Below are 13,795 nucleotides of genomic sequence, written 5' to 3'. Positions count from 1 at the left end.
GGTAGAGGTAGCTCTTAAACTGTCAACTGTCAACTGTCAACTGTCAACTGTTGAAAGCCATTATTGCGGCAGAAGCTGACCGGAAGACAATCGTTTAATCCCCTCCATCGCCGTAGTTTCTCCAGTTTTATCACCACCATCGCGAGCTATTCTTAAAGCTCGCTCATAGGATTCGAGAGCTTTGGGATATTGACGCAGACTTTCATAAATTGCGCCCATATTGTTGAGCAACCGTCCGATACTTGTTTGGTCGCCGATGGCTTCAAACATCGGTATTGCTTGCTGAAAATAGATTAGCGCTTGAGTCTCTTTGCCTTGTTTGCGACAGGTAAGTGCCATGTTGTTCAGGAGGCGGGCGACGCCGGCCCTGTCTCCTATTTCCCGGCGAATTGCTAAAGCTTGATGGTAAAATTCCATCGCTCTATTAAAGTCGCCGATGTTGTAATAGACGCCGCCCATATTATTGAGAGTACGCCCTAAATCGCGCCGATCGCCCTCTTTCGTCCGAATCGTCCGCGCTTGTTGGTAAAATTCGATCGCCTTAGCATAATTTACCTGTTCGGCGTAGACTGCCGCGATGTTGTGAAAAGATTCTGCTATTTCAATTTGGTCATTGGCCGTTTTGGCGAGATCCAAAGCTTCTTGGTGTAGTTTCATCGCTTCGGCAAAATTGTCGTCAATCCGGTTGATGAAACCGATGAGATTGAGAGTGCGGGCGATGCGGGGCCCTTCGCCGATTTCGCGGTGAATGACTAAAGCTTGCCGCAAAACTTCCAAAGCTTTGGGGCGCAAACCCATTTCGGTGTAAACTTCCCCAATATTGTTTAGGGTGTCTCCGATTCCTGGTTTGTCGCCTTGTTGCTTGCGAATTGCCAAAACTTGCTCGAAAGTCTGGATTGCTTCTCGAAACAAACCCTCGCGGTGCTGTTTGACTCCTGTTTCCAAGAGTTTTTCTGCTTGGGTTTTGGGGTCTGTTGCCTGAGCGCGATCGCTCGCTCTGGTTGGTCTGGGATTTATAATAGGGGCAAATGCCCGAGCGTCTGAGATTCCCAGCAAGCTGAGTGCGGGCGATAAGATAATACTTATAGCTGCCAGATAGCTGAAGTGGTAAGAGCGGCAGTACACCGATCGAGTCCTCCAATAGCCAAGTTATAACTATTAAGATAAAGCTTTTTAGGGTGTTCCTGCGGATTTTTTCTCACTCCATAGTTTCGGATACCGGTTTCAACAAAGAATCCTACTGTACGCCCGGAATCGGCACCCACAGACAACAGACAAGATTGTCTCACTCCTTTAAATCAAATTGTGGGGGAGACCATACACCCCACAACAGAAAATTATTTTTCTGGGGTAGCCGTCTGGCCTGGCCTAGCTATTTTTGCAATCTTGCGACTGTACCCAATCTCAAATCTCCCATCCCATCACTTGGCTGTTGTCTTACCATACTGCCAGAATCAGTGGCATATTGTTGAGAGCGGAGATGACAGCAAAATTTTTGCTTGATGGAAGCGATGATTTTTCTGGGCTGTGCAAGATGATGTCTTGTTTGTCAAGTGTAATCCAAGCAATGCCTGACAATACTTGAACTTGTCGATGAGTTTGAGGCAACCTATACACCTCGTTTTTCATCAGGATTATGCGATCCTCTTTCAGGGTTCCGCTAACGGACGCTGCACATTCGGAATATCTTTGAAGCATAGCATCTCCTCGGCAATTAGCCATCAAAAATCTACAAAGTTTTCCCAAAGTATCGTAGGTGCGGGATAACCAAAAATCTTTGCAAACCTCAAACAATCTCTAAAACCCGCCCCCACAGAGCCAACAATCTCAATCAACTTTTGCCGTAACTATTGGCAATAACGCCGATCGATCCAAGCGCGCATTTCATCCTCCGTCGCCGCAGAGGTATAGCGACCCGTCGCGCGATCGCAACCGTGCCACCAAGTGTTACCATGGCGATCGTGCGTCTGCCAAATTCTGACATCGTTGTCGCCAGATGCGAGTGCCAGCAAACCTTGGCAAATTTGATTCATAGCTGAAAAGATCGATCGCCCTTTGTGTCCTTGGGTATCTTTAGCTCCTTCCCCAATCGCCACAACATTCGTTTTTTGGGGATACCGCAAATTTTCGTAAGTAGACATAACAAATACCTTCAAATTCTCAACAAAACACAAATTGAATTATGAAAGATTCCAGCTAAAAAGCAGCAACAATTTGCTCAAAACCGCAGTATTTTTTAGAGGTATGCGATTCCTGTCAAACTAAATATGTTACTTGACAAATCAACGCTAACTCTTGGTAAAACAACAATCAAGTCATTACTTGCATAGGTTGTATGAATAAAATCGATAGATAAATATACCAACCGCACCAGACAGTTAAGTAGGACGTTATTAATTGCTGAAACCCTTGGCTTCGAGTTTTTTTTCCTTCTTCCCTCTGTCACAGGTCAACTGTCACAGGTCAACTCTTCCTTCTTCCTTCTATGAATGAAATCAACACGCGGCGGATGAAACTCTCTCAGATTCAGGCTTTCATCGCAGTAGCAGATTATGCAAACTTTAGCGAAGCGGCTTTGCAAATGCAACTGTCACAATCCGCAATCAGCCACGCTATCGCCTCTCTAGAAACAGAATTGGGAGTACAACTGTTCCACCGGGGGCGACACGGCGCTCAACTGACGCCGGTGGGGGAAAGGGTACTGCTTCACGGGCGTCAAATTGTGCGATCGTTAGAAATGATGGTCAAAGAAGCTGATTTAGAAAAAGGTTTGCAGGGAGGCCAGGTGCGGATAGTGAGTTTTCGCAGTGTCGCAACCCATATCCTACCGGGCATTATCGCTCAATTTCGCGATCGCTTTGCCAAGATTGCCGTCACCATTACCGAAGTGTATTATACCCAGGCTGTGGAAGAAGCTTTGCGATCGGGCAAAGCAGACATCGGCTTTGTTTCTCTTCCCATCTCCGACGAATTTGAAACCCGAGAAATTTTGCGGGACAAATATGTGGTGTTGCTACCGCCAACAGCCAAGTTATCATCTGCTAAAGTTACCTGGGATGTATTAGCAAATTATCCGCTGATTTTGCAACCGCCGGAAACAGCTTGTTCTATACCGCTTCGCAAATATTTAGCAACTTCCGAGTTTCCCTTAAATATTGCTTACGAACTCAGCGAAGATTCAACTATTGTCAGTATGGTAATGCAAGGTTTGGGTGCTGCAATTATGCCACATTTGGCGGCGGAACCGATACCTGCGAAGATAAAAATTTGCAGTTTACCAGCGGCTTTTGAAAGGGTAATTGGGGTTGCTGTTTTAAAGGATGCGCTGTTAATTCCGGCCGTGTTTGCGTTTTTAGATTTAGTTAAAAGTGCGACAGAGATTGAATATGATACCGATTTTCCGCTCAATCCTTCATGAGTAGTTATGGACACACTGCTGGTCATCTCCTTGATTTTTCATGCGTTTTCTTCGTTGTAGCAAAAATATTTATAGGGTGCGTTGCGATCTGGTGCATCTGGCGCAAGGCAAATATGTTTGTTGGGGTTCCCCCATGAGTGTAGTCAATAGGGGATGATAACTAATAAGTTATATGCGGTGATGCTATAGCCCTCTTTAAAAACCAGATGCACTCTCACCATCTATCATCCCCAAAAAAGATATAAAATCGAATAGAAACGTACCAAGCGATAATATTTGAGAACACGAACCTACGTTTCACTCGATCGCAATAGTAGACAAGACGGGGGTTGAAACGAGGTTTATACAAACGATGTCCGCGGAGGCGGCGCAAAGAGAATAACGTAATTTTCACCGCCTTTCTCTTTAACTCGCCTGCGCGGGTTTTGCTTGTATAAAAGCGGTTTTAACCGCCCAATCTTTTTATGACTGCAACCACTTCATAAACTTATCCGTCGCAGTACCTATCGACTGTCCCACCTGTTTCTTCAAACGCCACCGCCCAAACGCTTGTTCGTAATCTTCCCCTTCGGTTTGATAAACATTCCAAGCATTCAGTGACAATCCCAATCCCCACGTTAGTAAAATAAACAGCGACCAAGAAAGTTCGTGCGATCCTGCTAAATTAAACAAAACTAAAAAACTATTGATAATGCCATATTTTGTGACATTTTTTTGCAATTTGCCGCGACGGTAAGTGTTAAAAACCAGTTTTTCTTGAACTTCCCCTCTAGTGGCTAACCATTGCTGTTCCGCCGCCACGATATCCTGTTCGGAAATGCCCAATTCCGCTGCTATCTCGAAAAGCTGCACTCGCGAAAGTTCGCCTTCATCTTGTCGGCGGGCGATCGCAAGCTGTAAAATACCCTGAGCATCTTCTGAACCGTAAATTTGACTTATTTGACTGTCGTTGGTAGCCATATAACAAGTTTCCTATAATTCCTGAGATCCTTTCTATGATAGAGATAAGCGCAGTTAAACGGCAGGTAGGGACAGTGGCGGATTTCAACACCCGGAAACTGCGGACTAAAGTCCTCGCTACAAACCTTGGAAACTGCGGACTAAAGTCCTCGCTACAAACCTTGGAAACTGCGGACTAAAGTCCGAACGATCAAACCTTGATTTTAACCTAAAGTATACATCCAGCCGTCCCGGGCACAAATCCTCACAATGCCGTCCCAAACTACAGGTGTCGCTTCAAATGATAAACCCGGTTTAAATCTCGCGGATTCTTTTACTTTCAAACGGTAAAACTCGCCTTTAGCATTTTTCAAAGCATTCTTATCTCCCGATTTCGCTCGTTCCCACTTCAACTCGAATAAATAAATACCGTTGTATCCGGCACTGATCAGTTTATTCCCATCGGTGAAAATCGGAGTCGAAATTGAAGAACCAATTTCTTTTTTAAACACGATTACCGGGGTATCGTAAGACTGATTTCGCCAAGGTACAGCATTCTTTTTACCTGTCGTCATATCTTGGGAACCGATGTACAAATTGCCGTCGATCGCATTTGTGGCAAATAGCAGCGGAAATCCCCCAGGATTGTACTCGTCATTCAGCGCTACAGAGCCGATTATCCCTCCTTCCCAGCCTGAAAGTCGGCGGTTTCCGGTGGGTAAAAACCATTCTACGCTGGCATTGGGTTCTTTGTTGGGATTCAGTTTGAGGACTCCGCCGTTACCCGCAATGTATTGTTTCTCGATCGCACAAAATAGTTTACCCGATTTGGAAATTACAGCACTGCCGTCGATATCTGAACCTGTATAAAAATCCCAGACTATCTTTTTGGTTTTAATACTAATGCCGTAAATATGACCCGAACCAGCCGAGATAAATAGTTGATTTTTTAGCCTGGATGGCGATGATTCAGCTACTAAGTTTCCGCCGTGCTTGCTGATATCTCCCGGCTCATAAAGCTTGACTTCTGACAATATTTGCGGTTGCTTGATTCCTGCTTTGACTTGGGCTTTGCTGGCAGAACTATTGATAAAATAGCCGATCGCATTTTCGCCCGCATTGAACAAAACGCCATCGCCCAGATATAAAGGGCTGCTGTCATTATCCTGACTGTAGCTGGGCGTTCTCCTGATGTCTAACTTCCACAGTTCGTTGCCCGTTCTAAAAGAGATCGCCCGAAAACTCGGTACGACATTTTTGCCACCTCCGCCGCTGCGGCTGCCTTGCAAAATCACAATTCTATTTTCGGCTTTGGCTGTTTTGTCAATATAAATTGTTGAACTGCCTTTAATTATATCATCAAATTTATAGCGCCAAACTTCTTTATTTGTCGCCATGTCTATTTTGTGCAGATAGTGGTCGAAAGAACCTATAATTAAATAAGTTTTATCTCGATCTCTGGTAATTGTTGGCTGTCCAGTCCAACCCGCGCCACTCCAAATTTGCGATTGTCTCCCCAGAAAAGTCCGTCCGCTTCCTAGCTCAAATTTGTCGATTAATTTCAATCCTTTTGGCACGCCTCGACCGTAAAATCGGCGCTGGTCGTTGCCTAAAAAAGTCGGCACGAATAATTCTACTTCGGGAATTACTTTTTTGGCAGGAGCTTTTTTAGTATTAGTTTTTAATACAGGTTGTTTTGAAGGTTCGGCTTGCTGCGATGGTTCGGATTGACACTGTTTGAGAACCAGAGGAGGAACTGCGGCACTTAACAAAAATTGTCCGAGCCGTATATTGAAGAGTCTCCGGGAGAATAAATTCATTTTATATTGAGATAAGCAGTGATAATATTAAAACATAATTGTCGCGACAACTTAACTAAAACATATAGCGCTAAACTGCTTAAAGAACAAAAAAGCTGACTCGGCACGAGTTAAATTATATTTGATTATGGTCAACCGTCTTGCTCAATCCCAAAGCCTTTATCTGCGGAAACACGCCGAAAACCCGATCGACTGGTGGCCCTGGTGCGACGAAGCTTTAGAAGCGGCCGCTTGCCAAAATAAGCCGATTTTTCTGTCGATCGGCTACTCTAGCTGTCACTGGTGTACAGTGATGGAAGGAGAAGCATTTTCCGATCGCGCGATCGCCGAATACATGAATTCGCAGTTTATACCGATAAAAGTCGATCGCGAAGAACGCCCGGACATCGACAGCATTTATATGCAAGCTTTGCAAATGATGACCGGCCAAGGCGGCTGGCCCCTCAACATTTTTCTCACTCCCGACGAGCGAATACCCTTCTACGGCGGCACTTATTTTCCCGTAAATCCGCGCTACGGAAGACCAGGTTTTTTAGAAGTTTTGCAATCAATTCGCCGCTTTTACGACACAGAAAAGCGCAAACTGCAAGCCTTGAAAGGAGAGATTTTAGATAGCCTCCAACAGTCGGCGCTGCTGACAGGAGTAACCGCAGAATTAAATCGCGAAGTCTTCCACAAAGGCTTAGAACTCAACACCGGAATTATTGCCGGCAGCAACCCCGGGCCCAGTTTTCCGATGATGCCCTATGCTGAGCTAGCACTGCGGGGAACTCGCTTTGATTGTGATGCAAAATACGACAGCAAACAAGTCTCCACTCAGCGCGGCTTAGACTTAGCATTGGGCGGCATTTACGACCACGCAGCCGGGGGATTTCACCGCTACACGGTTGACGCGACTTGGACTGTGCCGCACTTTGAAAAAATGCTCTACGACAACGGCCAAATTGTTGAATATTTGGCGAATTTGTGGAGTGCGGGAGTACGGGAACCGGCTTTTGAAACTGCGGTGGCGCGGACAGTAGAATGGTTGAAGCGCGAAATGATTGCGCCTACAGGCTATTTCTACGCTGCACAGGATGCTGATAGTTTTACCCCCCCAACGCCCCCTTACCAAGGGGGGGCAACGGGGGGGTCTGAACCGGAAGAAGGAGCATTTTATGTTTGGACTTACACCGAACTCGAACAACTGTTGACTGCTGAGGAATTAGCAGAAATTCAAGCACAATTTACTGTTAGTCGCGCTGGCAATTTTGAAGGCAAAAATGTATTGCAGCGCCGCCATTCCGGTCAATTGAGCGAAACGGTAGAAACGGCTTTGGCGAAACTGTTTGCAGTCCGCTACGGCGGCCATCCCAACACTGTAAAAAGCTTTCCGCCAGCCCGCAACAATCAAGAAGCGAAAAATGGCAGTTGGCCCGGCAGAATTCCGGCGGTAACAGATACTAAAATGATTGCAGCTTGGAATAGCTTGATGATTTCGGGTTTGGCAAGGGCTGCTGCTGTTTTTGGGAATTCGGAATATCTGGAATTGGCGGTGAAAGCTGCTGATTTTATTTTAGAAAATCAGTGGATTGACGGGCGGTTTCACCGATTGAATTATGATGCTGAAACGGCTGTGGCGGCGCAGTCGGAAGATTATGCTTTGTTTGTCAAAGCATTGTTAGATTTGCATCAGGCGAGTTTGTCGGTAGTTGCAGAAGTCGGGACAAGTGACAAATGGTTGCAGAAAGCCGTGGAAGTTCAAGCAGAATTTGATGAGTTTTTGTGGAGTGTGGAATTGGGGGGATATTACAATACTGCATCAGATGCTAGCGGTGATTTGTTGGTGCGGGAACGCAGTTATACGGATAATGCTACTCCGGCGGCTAATGGAATTGCGATCGCCTCTTTGGTTCGCTTAGCGCTGCTGGCTCAAAATTTGGAATATCTCGATCGCGCCGAACAAGGTTTGCAAGCTTTCAGCAGTATTATCAGTGATACTCCCCAAGCTTGTCCCAGTCTGCTTTCGGCTCTCGATTGGTATCAGCATTCTACCCTGATTCGTACCACGAGCGATCGAATTCCTGGTTTGATTTGGCAGTATTATCCGACTGCGGTTTTTCAGATTGAGACTGATTTACCGGAAGGAGTTGTCGGGTTGGTTTGCGAGTGTTTGACTTGCAAGGAACCGGCGAAAAGTCAAGAGCTGTTGTTGGCAGAAATTGAGCAAAGTCAAACGCGAGGATAAAGACCGGGCGGTTGAAACCAGGTTTATACAAACACTCACTCAGCGACGTGGGTTGAAGAGTGGGCGGTTGAAACCGCGTCTATACAAACCAAACCCACCTCCGTGGGTTGCAGCAGACCGGGCGGTTGAAACCAGGTTTATACAAACAAAACCACCTCCGTGGGTTGCACAGTGGGCGGTTGAAATTACGTTTTACGTTATTTTATTCAGTCGGCCCGAAAGCCGACGAAAGTTTGTGTAAACCTGGTTTCAACCGTACGTCTGCATCTCAATCTTCCAAAATCTCAACCAAATCTTCCATCGTCACGTCGAAAGCACGGGCAATTTTGTAGACAGCAGAAAGATCGACTGTGTTTAAAGCATCGCGTCTCCCGTAGCTTTTTACCGTGTTGTAGTTGACTCCGGATCGATCGGCAACTTCCTTAAAAGTCCAACCCCTTTGCTCAGCTAGTTCTCGAATCCGGAGCCTAACGTATCCCATATTTGGCTTGACATCGGTGCATATGTACCCGACAATATCTATGTACACTAAAAACGATCGCCCACCTAGCGTCGAAAACTTGAGGGCGATCGCTTTTTTTACCACACCCCGCTTGGAGCGGGGAAGGATTACCCTATGATACCAAGATCAAAGCCCAAATCACACACTCATCCCTGGTGTATCGTGCGGCAATTGCCGAATATGCAGCGATTGGTTGTGGCGCGCTTCCACCGCCGCGGCGATGCTGACGGCTATGTCCAGATTTTACGGCGGTTAGTACCCGCAACTAAACACGCGATCGTTTTTGATTTGACTGGGGCTGAGAAATTGCCAGAAGTGCGGCTCAATTAGATTGAATGCTGTAATTTGTCGGTGGGGGCGATCGTATTTGATGATAAGTGCGATCGTTCCTTCCTCAAATTCATTTGGAAACTGATCGGCTACAATTGATTAATTTTCGGGAAACGTCACGGCGCCGTGTCTTGACAGTTGGTAATATTAATTCGGAGCGAGCCTCAATTTAATATAACTTGTTATATTCAGCTACTAAAAGCAGTTTAAAATTCCTAATAATTCCCAACAACCTAACAATTAGCCATCAGCGACTAGCAATATAAGCAATATTTATATTGAATTATCACAAATTATTTAGTACAATTACCAGCTCAGAAATAACAAAATTGTTACGCCTAACAGTTTTCCCCAAATAACCGTTAAACTATTCTAACGTTTGCGCGTACCCAACGTCGCAGGCATAACCTATATCTGTTAAGGATTCGTCCTAATTCTTAGGAGCAGGATTTTAAAATATGCATCTCAGCGAACTGACTCATCCAAACCAATTACACGGCCTGTCGATTCATCAACTCGAACAAATTGCCCGACAAATTCGAGAAAAGCATTTAGAAACAGTAGCAGCCAGCGGCGGCCACCTGGGCCCGGGATTGGGTGTAGTCGAACTGACCTTAGCACTGTACCAGACACTAGACCTCGATCGCGACAAAGTTACCTGGGATGTCGGCCACCAAGCTTATCCGCACAAATTGATCACCGGCCGCTACAACCAATTCCACACCCTGCGCCAAAAAGACGGCGTTGCAGGCTACCTCAAGCGCTGCGAGAGCAAATTTGACCATTTCGGCGCCGGTCACGCTTCCACGAGCATCTCCGCAGCCCTAGGGATGGCGATGGCGCGCGACCTCAAAGGCGAAAACTTTAAAACTGTAGCAGTCATCGGCGACGGCGCCCTGACGGGGGGTATGGCACTCGAAGCGATCAACCACGCGGGCCATATGCCGAAAACTAATGTGATGGTAGTGCTCAACGACAACGAGATGTCAATCTCGCCCAATGTCGGCGCAATTACCCGCTATTTGAACAAGATGCGACTATCGCAGCCGGTGCAATTTCTCAAAGATAACTTAGAGGAACAATTCAAACAAATTCCCTTTGTGGGCGAAACTTTTACCCCAGAAATGGAACGCCTCAAAGAAGGCATGAAACGGTTAGCCGTGTCTAAAGTTGGAGCCGTAATTGAAGAGTTGGGCTTTACCTACATGGGCCCGGTAGACGGACACAATTTGGAAGAGTTAATTGCTACTTTCAAACAAGGTCATACTATCCAAGGCCCGGTGTTAGTTCACGTGGTGACGGTGAAGGGCAAAGGATATGCGATCGCCGAAAAAGACCAAGTAGGATATCACGCCCAAAATCCCTTTAACTTAGCCACGGGTAAAAGCATCCCCTCCACTAAACCCAAGCCTCCAGCCTACGCAAAAGTCTTTGCCCACGCCCTGGTCAAGCTAGCAGAAAATAATCCCAAAATAGTCGGGATTACCGCTGCCATGGCAACCGGAACTTGCCTAGACAAACTTCAGGAAAAATTACCTAAACAATACATTGATGTTGGTATTGCCGAACAGCACGCCGTCACTTTATCCGCTGGTTTAGCCTGCGAAGGAATGCGGCCGGTTGTGGCAATTTACTCGACCTTTTTGCAGCGCGGATACGACCAAATAGTTCACGATGTCTGCATCCAAAACTTGCCAGTGTTCTTCTGTTTGGATCGCGCCGGGATTGTCGGCGCCGACGGCCCCACGCACCAGGGAATGTACGATATTTCCTTCTTGCGCTGTCTGCCAAACATCACGATTATGGCACCAAAAGACGAGGCAGAATTGCAGCGGATGGTAGTCACCGGTATCAACCACACCAGCGGCCCGATCGCCATGCGTTACCCGCGCGGCAACGGTTACGGCGTGCCTCTGATGGAAGAAGGTTGGGAAGAATTGCCGATCGGCAAAGCCGAAATTCTCCGCAATGGCGACGATGTGCTGATATTAGGTTACGGTTCAATGGTGTATCCGGCAATGCAAACCGCCGAGATGTTGAGCGAACATGGCATTGAAGCAACCGTCATCAATGCACGTTTTGTCAAGCCTTTAGACACCGAATTAATCTTGCCCTTGGCACAAAGAATTGGCAAAGTTGTCACAATGGAAGAAGGCTGTTTAATGGGTGGTTTCGGTTCAGCAGTAGCCGAAGCTTTGATGGATAACAATATTCTCGTACCGCTGATGCGGCTGGGTGTACCTGATACATTGGTGGATCATGCAACGCCGGAACAATCCTTTGCAACTTTGGGATTGAATCCGTCGCAAATGTGCGATCGCATTTTAGCAACATTCAGCCGCCAAAAGTCACCAGTTAGCGTCTAATTAGCTAGAATTGTAGGGTGCGCACTGCGCACCTTACTTCACTGCACAAAAGGAGAATCAACAATGACTAACGTGAAACCAACTCGCACAGTACCCCGGAAAAGATTGCACCCAAAACGCACACGTTCTTCAGAAGAAATAGCCCAATGGTATGCTGAAAGAGAAGCATTTTATCAGCGCTGCAAACCAATTTTTGATTGTCTGAAACCAGAATTAATTAAAACCCACTACAACTGGTACATGGCAGTTGAACCCGACAGCGGGGAATATTTTATCGACAAGGATGATATGCTAGTTGCAAACATAGCCCATGAGAAATACCCGAAAGCTAAATTGCACGTCTTTCGTATCAATGAAACCGGAGTTTGTGGCACGATATGATTCAAGGAACATTTGGTGATGAGGATGAGCTATTTTTGGAAGTTGAATTAATTGCTGATAACGGCTTAGAATTACCTGTTGATGCTCTGCTAGATACAGGTTTTTCTGGCTGGTTAGCTATTAACGATCAAGATTTAGATGGACTTGATTGGACATATGTCAAACAACAAAAAATGCGGACAGCTAAAGGAGAATTTAATTTCGATCTTTATGCAGGAAAAGTGCGTCTTGAGGGTCAAGAGTTTGACATTCCTGTTCATGTGGGTGCAGGAGTACCCGAAATTTTAATCGGCCGGCAATGGCTGAAAAATCGGCGGTTAATAGTTGATATGTCTGCGGGTATTTTGACATTAGAAGCGAATTAAAAGTAAGATGAATTTAAAAAATTTTGATATAGTAATAGTAGGAGCCGGCCCCGCAGGAGGCCACTGTGCAAGAATTCTCGCGAAATCCGGCCGCAAAGTCTTGCTTGCCGAACAAAACGACAATTTTAATAAAAATGACTTTTCCAGCGCCGCCACACCTTTAGAAACTCTCTCTCAATTCGATTTACCCGAATCAGTTATCGGCAGTTTTTGGCACAAACTGACTATTGAAACTAGCAAAGTTAGTCAAACTTGGGAATCTCCCGAAAATTTGGGAGTTGTACTCAACTTTGCTAAATTTAGAGCATTTTTAGCCGAGGAAGTTGAGCGATTTGGCGGTGAAGTTTGGCTTGGTTGTCGCTACACCGGACATTCTCAAGCCAACGGCGAAACCACAGTAGAATTTAAACAGTTATCTGACAGTAAACTTATCAACGTTACCACGAAAGTTTTGGTGGATGCTACGGGCTTTGCTCGGGCGATTATGTATGACAAAGAAAACGACAAGCCTAATTTTTTGTCGGGAACTGGAATCGAATATTTAATTGAAGTAGAACCGGAAGTTTACAATAAATATGCCAATGATTTAATCTTCTTTTTGGGTGACAAATGGATGCCAAAAGGTTATTCTTGGATATTTCCTATGGAACAAAACAGGCTGAAAGTTGGTGCGGGACGCATTTTTTTAGATGCCAAAACTGTTAAGCATTTGTCACCCCTGAAACAGTATATTGATTTGCTGATTGATGAATATCTGAAGTCTAAAAATTATAAAATTATTGACAAGCACGGTTCAACGCTGAAATATAGCCCTGGTTTGCGGGATATCTATTGGAAGGATAACATAATTGCGATCGGCGATACTGTCTCGACAGTAAATTTTCTGGGCGGCGAGGGTATCAGACACGGGATGGATGGCGCCGAAATCGCCGGGAAATATATTGAAAAATATTTGGAGGGGAAAATCTCTAATTTTGCGGATTATGAAACCCAAATGCACCGCAAATTCGATCGCAAATGGAATATTTCGGAAAGGTTGGCGGTGAGAAAGTATATTGATGATGTGAATGATGAATTGACAGATAAAATGATTTCTTATTTGAAGTACATGAAAACTAAAGATGTGATGGATATTTTATTTGATTATAAGTTTGAGAAGATTTCCAGAGGATTTGGCGGTTATTTGCAGCGTAAATTTCAGGGATTGATGCAGCAATTTCACTTGTAGGGTGCGTCAGTTGAAAGATTTTTGATTGAGTTAAAAATATCTGGCTGACGCACCTTGTTGCAGCAATTTTACTTGTAGGGTGCGTCAGTTGAAATGTTTTTGATTGTCTTAAAAATCTCTGGCTGACGCACCCTACAAATATACAAATCTACGGGTGCATCTCGCTTTTGAGGCCTGAAGAAGCATGACCGCAGATAAGTTATTAGTTATAATCCCATA

The 13,795-nt window shown here is 45.4% G+C and carries 13 protein-coding genes; 7 read left to right on the top strand and 6 right to left on the bottom strand.

The features are described from left to right. Positions 1–60: 60 nt before the first annotated feature. The 3 genes from QT974_RS19275 to QT974_RS19265 all read right to left on the bottom strand — a co-directional run bounded on the left by QT974_RS19275 (position 61) and on the right by QT974_RS19265 (position 2,141). The gene (locus QT974_RS19275) at positions 61–1,125 is read right to left on the bottom strand and encodes a tetratricopeptide repeat protein (RefSeq protein ID WP_333470044.1); all 1,065 of its coding nucleotides are present in this window, start codon (positions 1,123–1,125) and stop codon (positions 61–63) included. Positions 1,126–1,437: 312 nt separating this feature from the next. Further along, the gene (locus QT974_RS19270; protein WP_333470043.1) at positions 1,438–1,698 is read right to left on the bottom strand and encodes a hypothetical protein; all 261 of its coding nucleotides are present in this window, start codon (positions 1,696–1,698) and stop codon (positions 1,438–1,440) included. 149 nt (positions 1,699–1,847) lie between these two features. Then, entirely contained in the window at positions 1,848–2,141 is a 294-nt protein-coding gene (locus QT974_RS19265) for a hypothetical protein (RefSeq protein ID WP_333470042.1), read from the bottom strand. A 344-nt stretch (positions 2,142–2,485) separates the two neighbouring features. Here QT974_RS19265 and QT974_RS19260 point away from each other — a divergent pair, with 344 nt between their 5' ends. Further along, positions 2,486–3,418: a LysR family transcriptional regulator gene (locus QT974_RS19260; RefSeq protein ID WP_333470041.1), complete on the top strand. Its 933-nt coding sequence runs from the start codon at positions 2,486–2,488 to the stop codon at positions 3,416–3,418. A 462-nt stretch (positions 3,419–3,880) separates the two neighbouring features. Here QT974_RS19260 and QT974_RS19255 read toward each other — a convergent pair whose 3' ends face one another. Next, positions 3,881–4,378, bottom strand: a complete 498-nt coding sequence (locus QT974_RS19255) for a 2TM domain-containing protein (RefSeq protein WP_333470040.1) — start codon at positions 4,376–4,378, stop codon at positions 3,881–3,883. A gap of 203 nt (positions 4,379–4,581) precedes the next feature. Further along, positions 4,582–6,177, bottom strand: coding sequence for an outer membrane protein assembly factor BamB family protein (locus tag QT974_RS19250; protein ID WP_333470039.1), 1,596 nt, complete (start codon positions 6,175–6,177; stop codon positions 4,582–4,584). A 127-nt stretch (positions 6,178–6,304) separates the two neighbouring features. Between QT974_RS19250 and QT974_RS19245 the strand changes: the two genes are divergently transcribed. Continuing rightward, positions 6,305–8,404, top strand: coding sequence for a thioredoxin domain-containing protein (locus QT974_RS19245; RefSeq protein WP_333470038.1), 2,100 nt, complete (start codon positions 6,305–6,307; stop codon positions 8,402–8,404). A 268-nt stretch (positions 8,405–8,672) separates the two neighbouring features. On the opposite strand, the gene QT974_RS19240 is transcribed toward QT974_RS19245, so the two are convergent. Then, positions 8,673–8,885, bottom strand: a complete 213-nt coding sequence (locus tag QT974_RS19240) for a helix-turn-helix domain-containing protein (RefSeq protein WP_332942973.1) — start codon at positions 8,883–8,885, stop codon at positions 8,673–8,675. Positions 8,886–9,020: 135 nt separating this feature from the next. On the opposite strand from QT974_RS19240, the gene QT974_RS19235 reads away from it, so the two are divergent. From QT974_RS19235 to QT974_RS19215, 5 genes are all read left to right on the top strand, one after another. Continuing rightward, a complete protein-coding gene (locus QT974_RS19235; RefSeq protein ID WP_333470037.1) occupies positions 9,021–9,236 on the top strand; it encodes a hypothetical protein in 216 nt (71 codons plus the stop codon). Positions 9,237–9,694: 458 nt separating this feature from the next. Next, on the top strand, positions 9,695–11,602 hold the full coding sequence (gene dxs / locus QT974_RS19230; protein ID WP_333470036.1) for a 1-deoxy-D-xylulose-5-phosphate synthase: 1,908 nt from the start codon (positions 9,695–9,697) through the stop codon (positions 11,600–11,602). Positions 11,603–11,665: 63 nt separating this feature from the next. Beyond that, positions 11,666–11,983 (top strand): hypothetical protein, encoded by a 318-nt coding sequence (locus tag QT974_RS19225; RefSeq protein WP_333470035.1) that lies wholly within the window; start codon positions 11,666–11,668, stop codon positions 11,981–11,983. Next, entirely contained in the window at positions 11,980–12,348 is a 369-nt protein-coding gene (locus QT974_RS19220) for an aspartyl protease (RefSeq protein ID WP_333470034.1), read from the top strand. The genes QT974_RS19225 and QT974_RS19220 overlap by 4 nt, the downstream gene beginning before the upstream one ends. 7 nt (positions 12,349–12,355) lie before the next feature. Then, complete coding sequence (locus QT974_RS19215) at positions 12,356–13,576, top strand: NAD(P)/FAD-dependent oxidoreductase (RefSeq protein WP_333470033.1); 1,221 nt, start codon at positions 12,356–12,358, stop codon at positions 13,574–13,576. Positions 13,577–13,795: the final 219 nt, after the last annotated feature.

Origin of the sequence: Microcoleus sp. BM001215392, assembly GCF_036700185.1 — a bacterium.
Taxonomy (GTDB): domain Bacteria; phylum Cyanobacteriota; class Cyanobacteriia; order Cyanobacteriales; family Microcoleaceae; genus Microcoleus.
The sequence above is the reverse complement of the archived record's forward strand: the minus strand, read 5'-3'. Positions and strand labels throughout refer to the sequence as shown.

Excerpts from the sequence above, each read along its gene's own strand:
- QT974_RS19245 (WP_333470038.1), top strand. The coding sequence starts at position 6,305 with ATGGTCAACCGTCTTGCTCAATCCCAAAGCCTTTATCTGCGGAAACAC.
- QT974_RS19225 (WP_333470035.1), top strand. The coding sequence starts at position 11,666 with ATGACTAACGTGAAACCAACTCGCACAGTACCCCGGAAAAGATTGCAC.
- QT974_RS19270 (WP_333470043.1), bottom strand. The coding sequence starts at position 1,698 with ATGCTTCAAAGATATTCCGAATGTGCAGCGTCCGTTAGCGGAACCCTG.
- QT974_RS19265 (WP_333470042.1), bottom strand. The coding sequence starts at position 2,141 with ATGTCTACTTACGAAAATTTGCGGTATCCCCAAAAAACGAATGTTGTG.
- QT974_RS19215 (WP_333470033.1), top strand. The coding sequence starts at position 12,356 with ATGAATTTAAAAAATTTTGATATAGTAATAGTAGGAGCCGGCCCCGCA.
- dxs (WP_333470036.1), top strand. The coding sequence starts at position 9,695 with ATGCATCTCAGCGAACTGACTCATCCAAACCAATTACACGGCCTGTCG.
- QT974_RS19240 (WP_332942973.1), bottom strand. The coding sequence starts at position 8,885 with ATGGGATACGTTAGGCTCCGGATTCGAGAACTAGCTGAGCAAAGGGGT.
- QT974_RS19220 (WP_333470034.1), top strand. The coding sequence starts at position 11,980 with ATGATTCAAGGAACATTTGGTGATGAGGATGAGCTATTTTTGGAAGTT.
- QT974_RS19255 (WP_333470040.1), bottom strand. The coding sequence starts at position 4,378 with ATGGCTACCAACGACAGTCAAATAAGTCAAATTTACGGTTCAGAAGAT.
- QT974_RS19260 (WP_333470041.1), top strand. The coding sequence starts at position 2,486 with ATGAATGAAATCAACACGCGGCGGATGAAACTCTCTCAGATTCAGGCT.
- QT974_RS19250 (WP_333470039.1), bottom strand. The coding sequence starts at position 6,177 with ATGAATTTATTCTCCCGGAGACTCTTCAATATACGGCTCGGACAATTT.
- QT974_RS19235 (WP_333470037.1), top strand. The coding sequence starts at position 9,021 with ATGATACCAAGATCAAAGCCCAAATCACACACTCATCCCTGGTGTATC.